The organism is Tabrizicola sp. (genome assembly GCF_030373185.1).
Classification (GTDB): domain Bacteria; phylum Pseudomonadota; class Alphaproteobacteria; order Rhodobacterales; family Rhodobacteraceae; genus Tabrizicola.
Genome location: NZ_JAUCZH010000001.1, coordinates 889080 through 903382, shown reverse-complemented (window position 1 = coordinate 903382; position 14303 = coordinate 889080). Strand labels below are relative to the sequence as shown.

Genomic DNA, 14303 nt, shown 5'->3' with positions numbered 1-14303 from the left:
GTGCAGAGGCTTGACCAAAAAAGGGGCAACGGGTTGCTCAGATTCATCGGCAATGTTCTGGGCGGGCTGTTCACCTCGGTGACGCTGGGACTGTTCTTTGCGGCCCTGACGGTGGGCGGCATTTTCTACATGTATTCCCGTGACTTGCCGAGCCATGAAAGCCTTGCCCAGTATACCCCCCCGACGATCAGCAGGATCTATTCGGGTGAAGGCCGGATCATCGACGAATTCGCGCGCGAACGGCGGTTGTTCGTGCCGTCCGAAGACATCCCCGATCTGGTCAAACAGGCCTTCATCAGCGCCGAGGACAAGAATTTCTACAGCCACCATGGCTATGACACCCGTGGCATGGTCGCGGCCTTGGTCGAGGCGGTCCAGACCCGGGGGGAACGGGTGCGCGGGGCATCCACCATCACCCAGCAGGTGATGAAGAACTTCCTTTTGTCGTCAGACCGCACGGCGGAACGCAAGATCAAGGAAATCATCCTTGCCGCCCGGGTCGAAACCGCGATGAGCAAGGACAAGATCCTTGAACTTTACCTGAACGAGATTTTCCTTGGCCAGAACTCCTATGGGGTGGCGGCCGCTGCGCAAACCTATTTCAACAAGTCGCTGGCCGATCTGACGGCCGCCGAGGTCGCCTATCTTGCGGCCCTCGCGCAGCGCCCCGGCACCCTGCATCCGGTCCGCGACCAGAAAGACGCGCTCGCCCGCCGTGCCTATGTTCTGGGTGAAATGCATGACAACGGCTACATCGACGCCGAGACGCTGGAAACGGCCCGGGCAGAGCCGCTTTTGACCGTTCAGGGCGGCGATTTCGAAGCATTCCGGGAATCGCTGCCTTCACGCGATTACTTCACCGACGAGATCCGGCGCCAGTTGTCCGGCAGCTTCGGGGAAGAGGAATTCTTTTCTGGCGGCCTGACGATCCGCGCCACCGTCGACCCTGACCTGCAAACCGCCGCCGCCGCTGCCCTGCGCGCCGGTCTGGAAAGATATGACCGTGCGCAAGGCATCTGGCGCGGAACCGGCAAGACCATTCCGGTCGAGCAGTTGGCGTCCGAGGAAAGCTGGCGCGCGGCGCTGGCCGAGATCGAGGTGCCGCGCGACATTGCCACATGGTTCCCCGCTGTAGTGCTTGAGGTTGGCACGAATTCCGCGCGTGTCGGCATCGAAGGCGTAGCCGATTCCGCCGAGGGCCATTTCATCCCGGCCGATGATGTCACCTGGGCGCGCAAGCGGCTGGCCGATGGCAGCCTTGGCCGCAAGGCGCGGGTGGCTGGCGATCTTCTGGAACCGGGCGAGGTGGTCCTTGTCCGGGCGGTCACCAATGACGACGGCACCTTCCGGCGCTGGTCCTTGCGTCAGGTGCCTGAAGTGCAGGGCGCTTTCATGGCCATGGACGTGAATACCGGCCGTGTTCTGGCGATGCAGGGCGGTTTCAGCTATCAGGACTCGGTCTTCAACCGCACCACTCAGGCAACGCGCCAGCCGGGCTCCAGTTTCAAGCCTTTCGTCTATGCGGCGGCGCTGGACTCGGGCTTCACCCCTGCAACCATCGTCGTGGACGCCCCGATCGAGATTGACACCCCGCAGGGTCTTTGGACGCCGAAGAACGCCTCGAACAAGTTCTACGGCCCCACGCCCCTGCGCACCGGGGTCGAACAGAGCCGAAACCTGATGACCGTGCGGATCGCGCAGGAAATCGGGATGCAGACTGTTGCGGGCTATGCCGAACGCTTTGGCGTCTATGACCGGATGGGTCCGTTCCTTGCCAACTCGCTCGGGTCGCAGGAAACCACCTTGTTCAAGATGGTTGCCGCCTATGCGATGTTTGCCAATGGTGGCGAGCGGGTGGAACCCACTCTGGTTGACCGGGTGCAGGACCGCTTTGGCCGCACGATCTATCGCCATGACCAGCGCGTCTGCGAAAACTGCGCCGATCCGATCTTGCCGGCGGGTCAGGGGGTGAAGATCACCTCAAACCGCGAGCGGGTGATGAACGCGATCACCGCCTACCAGTTGACCAGCATGATGGAAGGCGTCGTCCAGCGCGGCACCGCGGCCGGGATCAACCTGCCCGTGCCGATTGCGGGGAAGACCGGCACCACGAATGACAGCAAGGACGTCTGGTTCATCGGTTACAGTTCAACCATCGCGGCGGGCTGCTACATCGGCTATGACCAGCCCCGCACCATGAGCGGTGCCTCGGGCGGCGGGTTCTGCGGCCCGGTCTTCGAAAGCTTCATGAAGACCGCGATCAAGGAATATGGTGGTGCGAAATTCGCCGTGCCGCCGGGGGGATATTTCATCAAGATCGACCGGTTCACCGGCCAGCAGCTTCCCGATGATGCAAGCGGTGATTATGTGGTGGCCGAATATTTCCGGCAGGGCGAAGAGCCGATCTTCGGCCTTGGCGCCTTGGTCGATGGCGGCTTTGCCATGGGGTCCAATCTGCCGCTTTTCGCCTATGGCGAAGGTGAGGGCAGCGATAGGGGTACCACCGTCACCAATGCCGAAGGGGAATCCGTCGTCGTGCCGAAGAAGGCCGATTTCGGAACCGTCGCATCCGGGGGGCTTTACTAGCCATTCTCCCATTGCAGCGCCGCACCCTTGCCGGGGCGCGGGCTTGCCGTTATCACCGCCCGCTGAAACAGACTACAGGATCAGACCCGACATGCGTGCCGAGACCCAGCAACAGATCGAAGCGATCCAGAAATCGCTGAAGCTTCTGGCGCAGCGGATGGATTGGGAAACCGCGCCGCACCGGCTTGAGGAATTCGACGCCATGATCGAGGCGCCGGACCTGTGGAACGATGCCGCCAAGGCGCAAAAGCTGATGCGGGAACGGCAGGCACTGATTGATGCCGTTGGCACCTACAAGCTGATCGACAGCGGCTTGCGCGACAATGTCGAACTTATCGAACTGGGCGAGGCCGAGGGCGATGCAGAGATTGTCACCGAAGCCGAAAAGGCCTTGGCCGATCTTGCCAAGCTGGCCGCCGCGAAAGAGCTTGAGGCGCTGTTGAACGGCGAGGCGGACGCCAATGACACCTTCCTTGAAATCAACGCGGGGGCAGGGGGAACGGAAAGCTGTGACTGGGCGTCGATGCTGGCGCGGATGTATGTCCGCTGGGCCGAAGCACATGGCTATACCGTTGAACTGCAATCGGAATCCGAAGGTGACGGCGCGGGGATCAAATCTGCCAGCTACAAGATTTCCGGTCGCAACGCCTACGGCTGGCTGAAGTCCGAGGCGGGGGTGCATCGGCTGGTGCGGATCAGCCCCTATGATAGTGCGGCGCGGCGGCATACGTCATTTTGTTCGGTCTGGGTCTATCCGGTGGTTGATGACAACATCGATATCGAGGTCCTGGACAAGGATATCCGCATCGACACCTTCCGGTCGTCCGGTGCGGGTGGCCAGCACGTCAACAAGACCGACTCGGCCGTGCGGATCACCCACTTCCCGACGAATATCGTTGTGACCTCCAGCCTGAAGTCGCAGCACCAGAACCGTGATATCGCGATGAAGGCGCTGAAGTCGCGGCTTTACCAGATGGAACTGGACAAGCGGAACGCGGCCATTCTGGAAGCCCATGAAAACAAGGGCGACGCAGGCTGGGGCAACCAGATCCGGTCTTATGTGCTGCAACCTTACCAGATGGTGAAGGACTTGCGCACCGGCTATGAAACCTCGGACACGCAAGGCGTGCTGGACGGCGATCTGGACGGGTTCATGTCGGCCACGCTGGCGATGAACGCATCGGGCAAGAAGCGCAGCGATTTTGCGGATGTCGAATAGCGGCATGGGCGCGCGCAGGGGCTTGCCTGAACGGCCCGGCACCGCCTAACATTTGGGCATGACAACAACCCATCCGCCTGCAGCGCCCGAAATCAACGAGCTTGACCTTTCCGACCTGAAGGCCAGCCTTGCGCTTGGCTGGCAGGATTTGCGCCGCGCGCCGCTTTATGGCTTGGGCTTTGCCTTGGTCTATGTGTTGGGCGGCTGGCTGATCTGGTGGGCGACCACGACCAAGGGTCAGATCTGGTGGACGCTGCCCGCCAGTGCGGGGTTTCCGATCCTTGGCCCGTTCATCGCCTGCGGGTTTTATGAAATCTCGCGCCGCTTGCAGGCGGGCGAGGCGCTGGATGCGGGCATCTTCGGGGTGATCTGGCGGCAAAAGGATCGGCAGATCCCCTCGATCGCGGCGGTGATCGTGGTGTTCTTCCTGTTCTGGAACTTTCTGGCCCACATGATCTTCGCGCTGTTTCTGGGCAATGCGCCGATGACCAATGTGTCATCTTCGCTGGCGGTCTTTGCCACGCCCGAGGGGATGGCGATGCTGGCCGTCGGCACCACCGTCGGGGCGGTCTTTGCGACGCTTCTGTTCAGCCTGACGGTGGTCAGCCTGCCGATGCTTCTGGACCGTGAGGTGGATTTCGTGACCGCGATGCTGACCAGCTTTGCCTTGGTGCGGGAAAATCCGGTGGTCATGCTGGGTTGGGGCGCGTTGATCGGGGTGGCGCTGTTTGTCGGGATGTTGCCGGGATTTCTGGGCCTCTTTCTGGTGCTGCCCTTGTTCGGGCATGCCAGCTGGCACCTATACCGCCGCGCCATCACCTGACGCTGCGACCGGTGGTCAGCGCCAAGAGGGCGGCAAGTGCCGCCATCAGCGCCCCAAAGATCGCCACCTGGCCAAATGCCGCGCCGGTTGTTGCCAGATGGTCGGCACCCTGTCCCGCCGCACCAAAGCCGGGGCCATCCGGCCCGTACAAAAGACAGCGGGCACCGAGGTACCCCCCGATGCCCGCAAAAGAGTCATGTCAGGTCAATTCAGCCCGCGTCGCCCGCAGCCGGGGCGTCCAGCCGCATTGACGGGGCCGCAGCTGCCGGCCGACCGGTTGCCAGCGGATCTTCCTGCCGCTGGACCGAGCCTTCGAAATGCGCGCCCGATTCGATGGCGATGGTCTTGTGGATGATGTCGCCTTCAACCCGTGCGGTCGAGGTCAGGCGGACCTTCAGGCCGCGCACCCGACCAATCACCCGGCCATTGACCACGATGTCATCGGCGACGATTTCGCCCCGGATCGTGGCGCTTTCACCAACCGTCAACAGATGGGCGCGGATATCGCCTTCAACGGTGCCTTCTACCTGAATGTCACCGGTGGTGCGCAGGTTGCCAACCACGGTCAGATCGGAAGACAGGACCGACACCGCCGCCTTGCCCTTCGGGGCGGAGGGGGTGAAGTCCATGCTGGGTTTGGTCATCGTTGCCTCCGGGGCTTTGGGCTTTTCGATCTCGGCCTTTGGGCCCGGCTCGTTGATGCGGCTTTTAGAAAACATTTTTCGCTGCCTTTATGAAGGTCATCGGGTTCACGGCGGCACCGCCAAGGCGGACCTCGTAGTGGAGATGGGTGCCAGTCGATCGGCCTGAATTGCCCATATCACCGATCCTGTCCCCGCGCGAGACCCTTTGGCCCACCTCGACCCGGATCTGGCTGAGATGCGCATAGCGTGTCTCGATGCCGAAGTCGTGCCGGATCTTGACCAGCCGACCATAGCCATTGTCCCAGCCAGCATGCGTGACAACCCCGTCACCCGTCGCATGGATCGCTGTGCCATAGGCACCCGCCATGTCGGTGCCTTCGTGCATCCGCGTGCCGTAACCCTTGGGATCCTTGCGATAACCAAAGCCGCTGGTCCAGCGAAAGCTTCCCTTTACCGGCATCGCAAACGGCAGCTTGAAGGCGGCGATCCGATACAGGTTCATCCGGTCAAGCCCGCCAAGGATGGCGTTGGCGCGCAGTTCTTCCGGCGTTGGGCCGCTACCCGAGGTCGAAAAGCTGATCGGCGTCAGTGGTCCGCCCTGACCGGAGTATCCCTTGCGGACCGTATCCAGCAGGTCGTCGGGCGACATCCCCGCCTCGCGGAACATCTTGTCCAAGGGTTCTACCGACACGGTGACGGCTTCTTCGAGTTTCGAAAAGATCGCATCGTTTCGCAGTTCGAGGCTGCGCTTTTCTTCGGCGATGGTGCGGGTTTCTTCACGCGCCGCATTTGCTTCGGACAGCATCGCGTCACGTTCTTCCGCCGTCAGGCCAAGCGCGCCGGTCAGGATTTCCAGCGTAGCCAGCGCGTCGCGGGCGCGGCCCATTTCGGTTGCGCCGCCGGATTGTTCGTTCAGCGCCACAGTCACGCGGTCCGCCTCAAGCCGGGCTTCGTCCCGTTCCTTGATAGTGCGGCGCAAGGTGTTCTGGATCGCGTCTATCCCGGTTTCCAGTTCCCGCCGGCGGTCTTCCGAGGCAAGCAGGCGTTCCTGCATTTCTGAAACCTGCGCAAGTGCCACGTTAAAGCGCTCCTGCGCCCGGGCAGCCTCATCGGCGCGCAGGTCGCGGTCGCTGGACAGGGCATTCAGCCGCTGTTCGTAAAGCGCCTGCTGACGTGCAGATTGTTCGCGCGCCGATCCGGCGCCGATGCTGTCCATCATGATCAGCGCGGTCGCGACGATCGTCCATGCAAGCGCCAGCGTCCCGCCGACCAGCGCGATGACTTGCGTGGTCGAGCGCAAGCGGATGAATCGGGTCTCGGTGTCGGACTTCAGGAACAGCCGCTGTTCGGGAAAGTGCCGTTCAAGGCTTTGATGCATCCGATAGGCGAGGCGGTTCAGCACGTTTGGGTCATCCGGTTCATGGCCTCTTTTCGGCTGGAAGGTTCCGCGTCCCAAGGCCATGCCCGCGCGGCTTGCAGACTGCTTAGCCAGCCCGTTTCAGGGCCGCAACAATTTTGACCGGATAGAGAGTTTTTCCGCGTGCTACAGGGTTTTTATCGGCAAGAAACCGCCGATCATCATGGGCTATTGCGGGCTCCGGTGGCTGACTCGGCAATCTCGCCTTCTGCAAGCGGCCAATAGAAATCGGGCGGCAGGCCCGCGTCGGCGCGCTTTGCTTCGTTGAAGGGTGGTTTCAGGTTGCCGTGAAAATACTGGCGCACAAGGCGGTGGAACACCTCTTTGGGGTCGGTGCCGTCGCGGCCGCAAAGCCAATTGAACCACTTGGATCCATAAGCGACATGGGCCACTTCTTCGCCGTAGATCACCTCCAGCGCCGCAATGGCCTGCGCCTCTCCGGCCTTGCGGAAGATCTCGATCATGCCGGGGGTCACGTCCAGCCCGCGCGCCTCCAGCACCATCGGGACCACGGCCAGGCGACCGTGCAGATCCCTGGCCGTGTCTTCTGCCGCGCGCCACATGCCGGCATGGGCGGGCATGGCGCCATAGTGGCTGCCCATCGCTTCCAGACAGTCGCAGATCAGGTTGAAATGCTTGGCCTCTTCGTCGGCGGCCTTCACCCAGTCATCGTAAAAGCCCATCGGCATCGGCTGGTCTGAGAAGCGGGCGATGATGTCCCAGTGCAGATCGACTGCATTAAGCTCGATATGAGCCACGGCGTGCAGAAGGGCAATGCGGCCCAGCGGGCTGCCGGGGCGGCGACGGGGGACATTCCTTGGGTCCAGCAGCTCGGGCCGGGCGGGGCGCGCGGGCTGCAAGGGCGGGGTGGCCCGACCGATGGCCGGGGTCTGGCCCGCCGCACGCGCGGCGAACCAGACGGCGGCATGGCGGCGGCCAAGGGCGGTCTTTTCCCGCCCGTCGGCGGTGGCCAGCACCTCGACCGCCATTTCGGCCAGCGTCTTCGTCATGTCGTGATCCTTCCCGCGGGGCCAGAATTCTTCGACGAAGACTCTTGGCCGATCCCAGTGCCGATCTCAGTGCCGGTCACAGGGCCTGCACGGCGGCAAGAACCTCATCTGCGTGGCCCTTGACCTTGACCTTGTTCCAGACTCGCGCCACTTGTCCCGCGGCGTCAATCAGGACCGTTGTCCGCTCGATCCCCATGTAGGTCTTGCCATACATGCTTTTTTCCAGCCAGACGCCGTAATCTTCGCAGGTGTGGCCGGTTTCGTCCGAGGCCAGCACGATGCCAAGCCCGTACTTCTTGCAGAACGTGTCATGGCTCTTCACGCTGTCTTTCGAGATGCCGATGACCGTGGCCCCCGCAGCGGCAAAGTCGGACAGGCGGGCGTTGAAATCCTGCGCTTCCAGTGTGCAGCCGGGGGTGTCGTCCTTGGGGTAGAAGTAAAGCACCACCTTGCCCGGGCGCAGCGCCGACAGGGTAATCGTCGCGCCCCCTTCTGCGTCCCCGTCGCGGGGCAGGGTGAAATCAGGGGCGGTCTGTCCTGCGGAAATCATGGGCGGCTCCTTGCTGTGCGCTGCATTGTGACTTTCGTTCTAGTTGCCTTCGGGCAAAGATAAAGGCAAGCAGACGCGAACCTTTCGCCGGAGGCAAATCCGGCACGCAAGAACAAGGTCGAGCAGCAAAAGCGGGGCAAGCTGACGGACATGCAGGAAACAGGGCCGGGCCAGGATCGCGGGACAGCTCCCGGGAACCGTCTGGCTGGACTGGCCCCTGCCGCCGCCGCGCAGCCAGTCGGACCCCTTGTCGTGCCTGCGCCCCGAAAATCGCGGCGCAAGCGCACGCGGTTCAGTCTGACGGTTGTCCTGACGCTGGTCGTCCTGGCGCTGGGGTTCGGCTATCTGACCCTTGCCTATAGCGGCAAGACACTTCGGTTGCCCACCTTCGTTGTGGCCGAGGTCGAGGCGCGGATGAATGCGGGACTTGCCGGCACCCGTCTGCCGCCCGGCACCGTGGTATCCCTTGGGGATGTGGAGTTTGCGGTGGATGGCGCTTTTGTGCCGCGCTTCCGGCTGGAGGATATCCGCCTGATCGAAAGCGCGGGCCGGTCGTTGCTGACCCTGCCCGAGGCGCTTGTCACCTTCGACCCCGAGGCGCTGATGTCGGGCAAGATCCGCACCAGTTCGATCCGGCTGATCGGGGCGCGGTTGTCGGTCCGGCGCGACCGGAGCGGCCAGCTTGACCTTGAGCTGGGTGGAGCAGGGTTGGGGGCCGGGCCGAAAAGTCTGGGTGAAGTGCTGACAGCGGCTGACGCGCTGTTTTCTGCGCCTGCCTTGGCAAGCTTGCGGGTGATCGAGGCCGAGGCCCTGACCCTGACACTGAACGACGATCGGGCGGGGCGGTCGTGGCAAGTGGGCGACGGGCGTCTGACCATCGACAACAAGCCAGACGCCGTGGCCGCCGAACTGGGGCTGACCTTGCTGGATGGGTTGGTCCCGGCGCAGGCCACCGTGACCATTGTCGCTGCCAAGCGTGGCAGCGTCGAGGGGGATGCCAAGGCGGCTGGCGCGCGGCTGAGCGCGCGGGTCGACAATATTGCCGCCGCCGACCTGGCGGCCATGGCGCCACCCCTGGCCTGGCTTGGGATCTTGCAGGCACCGATCTCGGGCGCGCTTTCCGCCAGCATCGCCGCAGATGGCGCGATTTCCGGGCTGGAAGCCGATCTTGAACTTGCCACGGGCAGTATCGCTCCGGGGGAAGGGGCGCGACCGATCGCTTTTGACCGGGCCGCGATGTCGCTGCGCTATGATCCGGTGACGGCCCGTCTGACATTGACCGATCTTGCAGTGGAAAGCGCGTCCCTGCGACTGCGGGCGCGGGGGCATGGCGATCTTCTGGCACCAGACGGTGCGCCGTTGGCCGAAGGTGATCTGCCCGACAGCGTGCTGGCCCAGATTGCCTTTTCCGAAGTGGTGGTCGACCCGGAAGGCCTGTTCGAAGAACCGGTGCGCTTTTCGCAGGGCGCGCTGGATCTGCGGTTACGGCTTGACCCGTTTCGGCTGGACATCGGGCAACTCGCACTGGTCGAGGCGGGAGAACGGCTGTTGCTGTCCGGGTCGGTGCAGACGGGTGAGGCGGGCTGGAAGGCCGCGCTGGATGTCGTGCTTGACCGGATAGATTCCGAACGCCTGCTCAAGCTCTGGCCAGTGTCGGTGGTGCCGTTGACCCGTACTTGGTATGCTGAAAACGTGGGTCAGGCGACGCTCAGCGATGTCCGCGCCGCAGTGCGCCTCTCGCCCGGCACTGATCCGCGCTTCAGTCTTGGCTATGAATTCGCCGAGGCAGAGGTGCGGTTTGTCCGCACCTTGCCACCGGTTCTGAACGCACGCGGCCACGCCACGCTTGAGACGCAAAGCTATACTGTCATGCTGGACCAAGGCCATGTCATCGCGCCAGAAGGCGGGCGGATCGAGGCGGATGGATCGGTCTTTCAGGTGATCGACATCACCCAGCGCCCGGCAACGGCGAAGATCACTCTGATCACCTCATCGGCGCTGACCGCCACATTGTCGCTTCTGGATCAGGAACCGTTCAGCTTCTTTTCCCGCGCAGGCCAACCGGTAAACCTTGGTGCCGGGCGCGCTGAACTTGTGACGACCCTTCTGATGCCGCTGAAACCGAAGGTGACCTTGCCCGACGTCAGCTTTGTCGTGGCTGGCCGGATCGTTGATTTCACTTCGCCCGCGCTGGTGCCGGGGCGCATCCTGACCTCGCCTGAAGTGACCGTCGCGGTGGATACCGATGGGCTCTCCTTGTCCGGCAAGGGTATGCTGGACCTGATGCCGGTTGATCTGACTTACCTGCAAGGCTTCGGTCCGGAACAGAATGGCCGGGCGCGGGTGAACGGTACGGTGATGCTGTCCGATGCGGTGCTGCGCGACCTTGGGATCGAATTTCCCGCCGGAGCAGTGCGCGGCGAAGGGGCTGCGGCCATCGACATCGCATTGGTCAAGGATCAGCCACCGCAACTGACGCTGACCTCGAACCTTGTCGGCCTTGCGCTGCGGATTGATCCGCTTGGCTGGTCGAAAGCGGCCAATGCGCGCGCAAGCCTTGATCTTGAGGCGCGGTTGTCGGCGCAGCCAAGGGTTGACCGGCTGGCCCTGACCGCGCCTGGTCTGACGGCGGAAGGAGAGATTACCACGACCGCTTCCGGCGGGCTGGACAAGGCCAGCTTTACCCGCGTCCGGGCGGGGGACTGGCTGGATACCCCGGTCACCCTGTCGGGCAACGGGCGGGGTCAGGCGTTGGATGTGGCCGTTTCCGGTGGCAGGCTTGACATGCGCTTCATGCCAAAGACCGGCAGCGGCACCGATGCATCGGGGCCGATCCGGGTCAGACTTGACCGGTTGATCGTGTCGGAAGGGATCACGTTGACCGGCTTTCAAGGCGATTTCGGGTCACGCGGCGGCTTCAATGGACGGTTCAGTGCCGGCGTGAACGGTCAGGGTGCGGTGCAGGGGCTGGTCGCCCCGGCCAATGGCGGCAGCGCAGTCCGCATCACCTCGGACAATGCAGGCACCGTCATGGCGGCGGCTGGGATCTTCGAGAACGGGCGCGGTGGAACCCTTGACATGACCCTGTCGCCGCGCGGGCCAGAGGGACATTACAACGGCAAAGCCAGTTTCGAGCGGTTGCGGGTGCAGGGCGCGCCTGCGCTTGCCGAACTTCTCAGTGCCGTGTCTGTGGTCGGTCTGCTGGAACAGATGGGCGGCGAAGGACTGGCCTTCAACAATGGCGAGGTGAATTTCATCCTGACCCCGGATGCGGTGGAAATCACCCAGGGCTCGGCGGTGGGGGCTTCGCTTGGGATCTCGTTTGCCGGGCTTTATCTGACGGCAGGCGGGCGTCTGGATTTGCAGGGGGTGATTTCCCCGATCTATCTGGTCAACGGCATCGGCCAGATCTTTTCGCGCCGGGGTGAGGGGCTCTTTGGCTTCAACTACCGGCTGACCGGCACGGCCGAGGCGCCGAACGTGTCGGTCAATCCGCTTTCGGTGCTGACCCCGGGCATGTTCCGCGAGATATTCCGTGCCGCCCCCCCGAACCTGAAGGACAGCGGCGGATGAAACTTGCCGATTTCGATTTTGACCTGCCTGAGGCGCTGATTGCCACAAGGCCCGCGCGGCCCCGCACCTCGGCCCGGCTCTTGCTGGCTGAAGGTGACAGGATCAGCGACCGCCGGGTCAGCGACCTGTTGGATATCCTGCAGCCCGGGGATCGATTGGTGCTGAACAACACCAAGGTGATTCCCGCCCGGCTGTTCGGCACCCGCCAAAGGGGCGATGCGGTGGCCAAGATCGAGGTCACGCTTCTGGACCCCCGCCCGGATGGCTGGCGCGCGCTGGCCAAGCCCTTGCGCAAGGTGGCGGTGGGTGAGGTGATCCGGTTTTCAGACCGGCTTTCTGCCACCGTGGCCGCCAAGACCGAGACCGATCTGACCCTGACCTTCGCCCTGACGGGCGAGGATTTTGACGCGGCCCTTGCCGATGCCGGGGTGATGCCCTTGCCCCCCTATATCGCCGCCAAGCGCGCCGCCGATGATCAGGACCGCACCGATTACCAGACCGTCTTCGCCCGCCACGCCGGGGCCGTGGCCGCCCCGACCGCGAGCCTCCACTTTGACGAGCCGCTGTTGCGCGCACTTGCCGCCAAGGGGGTCGATCTCACCGAAGTCACGCTTCATGTCGGCGCAGGCACCTTCCTGCCGGTCAAGGTCGAGGATGTGACCACCCACCGGATGCATGCCGAATGGGGCCGCGTGACCGCCGCCGCCGCCGCCGAGATCAACGCGACAAAACGGGCAAGGGGCCGGATCATCCCGGTCGGCACCACCGCGCTGCGGCTGATCGAAAGCGCCGCCAGCCCCGATGGCACCCTGCACGCTTGGGAAGGTGAGACGGATATCTTCATCTACCCCGGCTACCAGTTCCGCGTTACCGATGCTCTGATGACCAATTTTCACCTGCCGAAATCGACGCTGGTGATGCTGGTCGCGGCATTGATGGGCGAGGCACGCATCCGTGCCATCTATGATCACGCGGTCCGGACCGGCTACCGGTTCTTCAGCTATGGTGACAGCTCGCTTTTGATCCCGGATGCCGGGGGCAAGGCATGATGCGCCGCTCTGTTGCCGGCGTTCCGCGGGCGGTCGTGAACCGCCCTCCGGCTGTCGCTGAGGATCGGCTGCGCCTTGACCCAGTCGTTATACCTGACAATTGTCGCTTGGTTCCGAAGTGCGGCTTGCCGCAGTGACACCCAACAGAAAGCCCGCCTCATGTTTCTTGTCCTGCGCAATTCCTGGGCCTTGCTGATCGGGATCATGCTTTTGATGCTAGGCAACGGGATGCAGGGGACACTCCTCGGCATCCGCGGCAGCATCGAGCAGTTCACCACGCTTCAGATGTCGATCGTAATGTCGTGCTATTTCGTGGGTTTCCTCTTCGGCTCGCGCATGGCACCCGAGATGATCCGCCGCGTCGGACATGTGCGGGTCTTTGCAGCACTTGGGTCGATGATTTCGGCGGTGCTGGTCATGTACGCCGTTGCGCCGAACTGGATCGCCTGGGCGCTGATGCGGGTGTTGATCGGGTTTTCCTTCTCGGGCGTCTACATTACCGCCGAAAGCTGGCTCAACAACGCCTCCACCAACGAGACGCGGGGGCAGGCGCTGTCGCTTTATCTGATCATGCAGATGATCGGGATCATCTCGGCGCAGGTTCTGCTGAACACGGGCGATCCGTCAGGCTATATCCTGTTCGTCATCCCCTCGATCCTGGTGTCGCTGGCCTTCACGCCGATCCTGCTGTCTGTCACTCAGGCCCCGGCCTTCGAATCGACCAAGCCGCTAAGCTTTCGCAAGCTTTTCAAGGCCTCGCCGCTTGGCTGCGTTGGCATGTTCCTGCTGGGCGGGGTGTTCTCGGCCCAGTTCGGCATGGCTTCGGTCTGGGGAACACAGGCCGGGCTTTCGGTCCGCGACATCTCGATCTTTGTGGCCTTCATCTATGTTGGCGGGCTGGTGCTGCAATATCCGATCGGCTGGGTGTCCGACCGGATGGACCGGCGCAAGGTGATCCTGTGGCTGTCAGTCGCGGGCGCGGTCTTCCTGATGATCCCGGTGATCTACGGCCTTCTGCCCTTTGCCTCGACGCCCTTTGTCCTTCTCGTCCTGGTCGGCGCGGTGGGGGGGGGGATTTCGAACCCGCTCTATTCGCTGCTGCTGGCCTATGTGAACGATTACCTCGACAATTCCGACATGGCGGCCGCCTCGGCGGGTCTGATGTTCATCAACGGGCTTGGCGCGATCGGCGGGCCGATCCTGACCGGCTACATCATGGCCGCGATGGGCCCGGACGGCTTCTTTCTGTTCATGGCGGTCCTGTTCGCGGCCTTGGCGGCCTATACCGCCTGGCGGATGCAGCGGCGCCAGCGGGCCCCGGCGCCGCATGCCAGCTTTACGCCGATGTCGCCGAACCTTTCGGTCATCGCCGTCGAAGCCGCGCTGGAGAAAAGCGAAGGCGCCGCGCGCCGCAACGAGGACTAGCCGGCGT

At 63.4% G+C, this 14303-nt stretch carries 11 protein-coding genes; 6 read left to right on the top strand and 5 right to left on the bottom strand.

What is annotated here, in order from left to right; translation table 11 throughout:
- Positions 1–33 precede the first annotated feature (33 nt).
- The 3 genes from QUV21_RS04350 to QUV21_RS04340 all read left to right on the top strand — a co-directional run bounded on the left by QUV21_RS04350 (position 34) and on the right by QUV21_RS04340 (position 4628).
- Positions 34–2586: a penicillin-binding protein 1A gene (locus tag QUV21_RS04350; RefSeq protein ID WP_300853364.1), complete on the top strand. Its 2553-nt coding sequence runs from the start codon at positions 34–36 to the stop codon at positions 2584–2586.
- A gap of 91 nt (positions 2587–2677) precedes the next feature.
- The gene (gene prfB, locus QUV21_RS04345) at positions 2678–3805 is read left to right on the top strand and encodes a peptide chain release factor 2 (RefSeq protein WP_300853363.1); all 1128 of its coding nucleotides are present in this window, start codon (positions 2678–2680) and stop codon (positions 3803–3805) included.
- A 58-nt stretch (positions 3806–3863) separates the two neighbouring features.
- Positions 3864–4628, top strand: a complete 765-nt coding sequence (locus tag QUV21_RS04340) for a DUF2189 domain-containing protein (RefSeq protein WP_300853362.1) — start codon at positions 3864–3866, stop codon at positions 4626–4628.
- On the opposite strand, the gene QUV21_RS04335 is transcribed toward QUV21_RS04340, so the two are convergent.
- The 5 genes from QUV21_RS04335 to QUV21_RS04315 form a co-directional block, all read right to left on the bottom strand.
- Positions 4621–4779 (bottom strand): hypothetical protein, encoded by a 159-nt coding sequence (locus QUV21_RS04335; protein WP_300853361.1) that lies wholly within the window; start codon positions 4777–4779, stop codon positions 4621–4623. The two genes, QUV21_RS04340 and QUV21_RS04335, sit on opposite strands and share 8 nt — an antisense overlap.
- Before the next feature lie 58 nt (positions 4780–4837).
- Entirely contained in the window at positions 4838–5347 is a 510-nt protein-coding gene (locus QUV21_RS04330) for a polymer-forming cytoskeletal protein (protein ID WP_300853359.1), read from the bottom strand.
- Positions 5337–6674 carry a M23 family metallopeptidase gene (locus QUV21_RS04325; RefSeq protein WP_300853358.1) on the bottom strand — a complete coding sequence of 446 codons (1338 nt, stop codon included), beginning with the start codon at positions 6672–6674 and terminating at the stop codon, positions 5337–5339. Before QUV21_RS04325 ends, QUV21_RS04330 begins: the two co-directional genes overlap by 11 nt.
- 176 nt (positions 6675–6850) lie before the next feature.
- Complete coding sequence (locus tag QUV21_RS04320; protein ID WP_300853357.1) at positions 6851–7699, bottom strand: ferritin-like domain-containing protein; 849 nt, start codon at positions 7697–7699, stop codon at positions 6851–6853.
- Between the two features lie 76 nt (positions 7700–7775).
- Positions 7776–8249 carry a peroxiredoxin gene (locus QUV21_RS04315; protein ID WP_300853355.1) on the bottom strand — a complete coding sequence of 158 codons (474 nt, stop codon included), beginning with the start codon at positions 8247–8249 and terminating at the stop codon, positions 7776–7778.
- A gap of 252 nt (positions 8250–8501) precedes the next feature.
- Between QUV21_RS04315 and QUV21_RS04310 the strand changes: the two genes are divergently transcribed.
- The 3 genes from QUV21_RS04310 to QUV21_RS04300 all read left to right on the top strand — a co-directional run bounded on the left by QUV21_RS04310 (position 8502) and on the right by QUV21_RS04300 (position 14296).
- Positions 8502–11822 carry a hypothetical protein gene (locus QUV21_RS04310; RefSeq protein WP_300853353.1) on the top strand — a complete coding sequence of 1107 codons (3321 nt, stop codon included), beginning with the start codon at positions 8502–8504 and terminating at the stop codon, positions 11820–11822.
- A complete protein-coding gene (gene queA / locus QUV21_RS04305; RefSeq protein ID WP_300853352.1) occupies positions 11819–12871 on the top strand; it encodes a tRNA preQ1(34) S-adenosylmethionine ribosyltransferase-isomerase QueA in 1053 nt (350 codons plus the stop codon). Before QUV21_RS04310 ends, queA begins: the two co-directional genes overlap by 4 nt.
- Before the next feature lie 159 nt (positions 12872–13030).
- Positions 13031–14296: an MFS transporter gene (locus tag QUV21_RS04300; protein ID WP_300853351.1), complete on the top strand. Its 1266-nt coding sequence runs from the start codon at positions 13031–13033 to the stop codon at positions 14294–14296.
- Positions 14297–14303: the final 7 nt, after the last annotated feature.

What these genes read in the sequence shown, in the direction of transcription:
- prfB (WP_300853363.1), top strand. Translation starts at nt 2,678, where the DNA reads ATGCGTGCCGAGACCCAGCAACAGATCGAAGCGATCCAGAAATCGCTG.
- QUV21_RS04340 (WP_300853362.1), top strand. Translation starts at nt 3,864, where the DNA reads ATGACAACAACCCATCCGCCTGCAGCGCCCGAAATCAACGAGCTTGAC.
- QUV21_RS04330 (WP_300853359.1), bottom strand. Translation starts at nt 5,347, where the DNA reads ATGTTTTCTAAAAGCCGCATCAACGAGCCGGGCCCAAAGGCCGAGATC.
- QUV21_RS04320 (WP_300853357.1), bottom strand. Translation starts at nt 7,699, where the DNA reads ATGACGAAGACGCTGGCCGAAATGGCGGTCGAGGTGCTGGCCACCGCC.
- QUV21_RS04315 (WP_300853355.1), bottom strand. Translation starts at nt 8,249, where the DNA reads ATGATTTCCGCAGGACAGACCGCCCCTGATTTCACCCTGCCCCGCGAC.
- queA (WP_300853352.1), top strand. Translation starts at nt 11,819, where the DNA reads ATGAAACTTGCCGATTTCGATTTTGACCTGCCTGAGGCGCTGATTGCC.
- QUV21_RS04300 (WP_300853351.1), top strand. Translation starts at nt 13,031, where the DNA reads ATGTTTCTTGTCCTGCGCAATTCCTGGGCCTTGCTGATCGGGATCATG.